This is a genomic window from Pontibacterium sp. (genome assembly GCF_041587635.1).
Taxonomy (GTDB): domain Bacteria; phylum Pseudomonadota; class Gammaproteobacteria; order Pseudomonadales; family Balneatricaceae; genus Pontibacterium.
Genome location: NZ_JBFGYC010000541.1, coordinates 1 through 2750 on the forward strand (window position 1 = coordinate 1; position 2750 = coordinate 2750).

Annotated in this window: 3 protein-coding genes; all 3 read right to left on the reverse strand. The window is 48.7% G+C overall.

From position 1 onward, the window contains the following. Nucleotides 1-206: 206 nt before the first annotated feature. The 3 genes from ABYW01_RS18700 to ABYW01_RS18710 all read right to left on the reverse strand — a co-directional run bounded on the left by ABYW01_RS18700 (nt 207) and on the right by ABYW01_RS18710 (nt 2517). Nucleotides 207-995, reverse strand: coding sequence for a putative DNA-binding domain-containing protein (locus ABYW01_RS18700; RefSeq protein ID WP_372835791.1), 789 nt, complete (start codon nt 993-995; stop codon nt 207-209). Continuing rightward, a complete protein-coding gene (locus ABYW01_RS18705) occupies nt 992-1849 on the reverse strand; it encodes a DUF692 domain-containing protein (protein ID WP_372835792.1) in 858 nt (285 codons plus the stop codon). The genes ABYW01_RS18700 and ABYW01_RS18705 overlap by 4 nt, the downstream gene beginning before the upstream one ends. Before the next feature lie 212 nt (nt 1850-2061). After that, nucleotides 2062-2517, reverse strand: a complete 456-nt coding sequence (locus ABYW01_RS18710; RefSeq protein ID WP_372835794.1) for a hypothetical protein — start codon at nt 2515-2517, stop codon at nt 2062-2064. Nucleotides 2518-2750: the final 233 nt, after the last annotated feature.

The following is a 2750-nucleotide window of genomic DNA, read 5'->3' on the forward strand; positions in this document are numbered from 1 at the left end:
ACAAACGGTTACAAGCACCGAAAGTTGGAGAATAATCTAGTGATCTGAGAATATAAGAAGCAAAAACCGGCCAGTAATGCGTAGTAGAAAGTTAAGATAGAGTATCTAACGAATTCGGTATATGAGGGATAGAGCTGAAGCCTCTTACGTCAATGCAGACAAAGAGGCAGGAAGGCACTAAGCGATACAAAAACAAATACACAAGATCATTTTATGACTGACAAACCAGAATCAAGTCGGCTTATCCACCCCCGATCCAACCACGTAAACAGCGTATTAACCATGTGCTCAGATGGATCAGAGTGACTAATCTCCAATAGCAACTCCGCCACCTCTTCCAGATTGCTACCCGATAAAAAGGCCTGATACATCGTGAACTCAAAATTATCCACGCTGGCAAACTCGGTCAGGCGCTCGCGATTGCGCCACAGCAACCAGGTCTCGTCCTGTTGCAACGGATCAGGCGGTGTCCGTTCCGCTTTGATGTGCTGCCAGATATCCACCACATTGTAGTTCGTGGTAAACACCTGAAGACTCGGATGGAAGACCAGCTTCAAGGTTGGCCACTTGTCAGGGGCCAGATCGACCAGCTGCTGACGCTCGGCGCACTCGGTATCCGGTGCATCAAAGGCATTGAGCAGTTCTCGCTCAAAGCGCGCCAGCTCAGCGATATGAGGATAGACTTTTAGTGTTTCATCTTCGGTTAGAAACTGTGGCAACCGGTCCGCGAAATAGCGCAGTGATTTGAAATGTGACGGGTAGGCGTTGATGTAATCACGCACCATGTTGTTAAACAGATCATCACCCAGATAGATGCCCAGAATGGGATGATCAGTATCGATAACCTCCCAAAAACGGACCTGATAGGCGTTGCGATAGATATTCAAGCGGGTATCAACGGTGATCGCTCCATGATCGCGGATATGCTCTGCAATCTCAGAATTCTGCCCCATCATAAAGGCCAGTAGCTGCTGCTGTCGTTCGTGCAAACTCATACGGCCTCCTTGTAACGTGGTGTCAGCTGATCTTCGGTCAGGGTATCGGCTGCAATACGACGAGCAATATCCAGCTCAGCCATCAGGGCCTCCAGCGACGGGATGTTATCGTCGCGTTCGATCATCGTACTTACCGGGCCAAAGTGCATCAGCGCCTCCTTGTAGAGCTTCCAGACCGGATCAGGAATATCATGATCGTGGGTATCGATCACGTAATCACCATAATCGGTATGTCCGGCCAGATGAAACTGGCGCACCCGCTCTGCGTTGGTGCCTTTGATGTAATCCAACGGATCAAAATCGTGATTACGGGCGCTAACGTAGATGTTGTTTACGTCGAACAGGATGTGGCAATCGGCCCGATCCGTTACTTCGCGCAAAAATTCCCATTCAGTCATGCCTGATTCGGCATAGCTGATGTAACTGGAGACGTTCTCAATCAGCATCCGACGCCCCATGTAATCCTGAATACGCTGAATGCGTTCAACACAGTGGCTGATCGCCTCTTCCGTATACGGCATGGGCAGCAGGTCATGAGCGTTCACACCGTCCAGCCCTGTCCAGCACAGATGATCAGAGAACCATTCGGGTTGCAGCTCATCGTGCAGTTGTTTCAGCCGTTTGAGGTAATCCATATCCAGTGGATCGGTTGATCCCAGCGACATAGACACACCGTGCATCACCATCGGATAGTGCTCACGGATGCTGTGAAGGTAGTATTTCGGCTTGCCGCCATCAACCATGAAGTTCTCTGAGATCACTTCAAACCAATCAAGATCCGGCTTTTGTTCAAGCACATCATGAAAATGATCGGTCCGCAGACCCAGTCCAAATCCCAGAAAATGTTGCGACATATAAGAAACCCTTCAATAACTGTTTATCCGCGCCTTACCCACTGCAACTATGTAGTTATAGTTCAGTTAAATCAGTAAGTGCACGTAACTTCGAACAATGCTTCCCTGCGATCCGGCACAGAGTTCGGTATTCAATAGATGCAGATATCCAACAGGGGTGAATCCATCAGATATCCGCATCAACCTGAGTAATTCAGGTCATCGACGAAATCTTATGATTTGCCGCCGATATCGCCACAGGCTTTAGCGCCCATTTTGACAAAACCAGTACCTTTACAAGATGCCTGGCCTGCACAAGAGTTGTCAGCACCTGAACAATCGTTATGGCCTTTACACACGTTCACACCAGTACACTGAACCAGCTCAGCTTTAGAAACTTCACCACGCCAGTCATCCTGAATTTTACCACCGACATCACCGCACGCCTTGGAAGGCATCACGACAAAGCCTGAACCTTTACAGGAAGCCTGACCGGCACAAGCGTTGCTCGCACCGCCACAGTCATTGTGACCTTTACAGACGTTTACACCGGCACAATGCACCAGATCCGTCGTATTGGCCGCAGCCGCTGTTGTGTTGGTATTGGCTGTAGCCGAACAACCGGCAATAGCAGCTGCTGCAAACGCAACGGCCAGTCCGCTCATTACATTTTTAGTATTTTTATTCATCTAGTTTCTCCCTAGGGTTTTGAGTATTCACTCAAGGCGGAGCGCAATAATTGAATGCACGTTCGTGCAGGGGCAAGGTAGCCGCTTTACCTGAAACTAAGCTGAAAGAAATTCTTCTAAAGCACGCGGTGCATTACAACGAATCAATACATACCCCTAGGACAGCATGGATCAGATGATCAAAATTCACCCAGCTTTGGATGAAAAAATATCAGTTATTGGGGTAAATCGCG

Excerpts from the sequence above, each read along its gene's own strand:
- ABYW01_RS18710 (WP_372835794.1), bottom strand. The coding sequence starts at position 2,517 with ATGAATAAAAATACTAAAAATGTAATGAGCGGACTGGCCGTTGCGTTT.
- ABYW01_RS18700 (WP_372835791.1), bottom strand. The coding sequence starts at position 995 with ATGAGTTTGCACGAACGACAGCAGCAGCTACTGGCCTTTATGATGGGG.
- ABYW01_RS18705 (WP_372835792.1), bottom strand. The coding sequence starts at position 1,849 with ATGTCGCAACATTTTCTGGGATTTGGACTGGGTCTGCGGACCGATCAT.